At 68.4% G+C, this 459-nt stretch carries 1 protein-coding gene; it reads left to right on the top strand.

Annotation, left to right across the window (positions count from 1 at the left end):
* A partial coding sequence (locus HB633_RS30675) for a condensation domain-containing protein (RefSeq protein WP_213781871.1) occupies positions 1-459 on the top strand: 459 nt, incomplete at both ends.

Raw genomic sequence — 459 nt, forward strand, 5'->3', positions numbered from 1 at the left:
CCCAGGTGGTATCGAAGGTACGTGCCGCGCTTGGCGTGGAGCTGCCGCTGCGCGCGCTGTTCGAGGCACCGGTGCTGGGCGAACAGGCGCGGCGCATCGACGAAGCCGCCCGCGAAGACAGCAAGTCCGGCCTGCCGGCGATCGTGCCGGTGGCACGGGACGGCGCTGCGTTGCCGCTCTCGTTCGCGCAGCAGCGCCTGTGGTTCCTTGACCGGCTGGAGCCGGGCAACACCTTCTACAACGTGCCGACTGCGGTCCGGCTGGTGGGACAGCTCGACGTCGCGGCACTGGAGATGACGCTCAATGAAGTGGTGCGTCGCCATGAAGCCCTGCGCACGCACTTCGTCGAGACGGATGACGGCACCCCTGCGCAGGTGGTGATGCCCACGCTGCGGCTCGCGCTGGAGCAGCGGGATCTGCGCAGGTTCGAAGAGGGCGTGCGTGAATCCGAAGCCGAAT

This window comes from Caballeronia sp. dw_276 (assembly GCF_018449635.1).
Classification (GTDB): domain Bacteria; phylum Pseudomonadota; class Gammaproteobacteria; order Burkholderiales; family Burkholderiaceae; genus Caballeronia.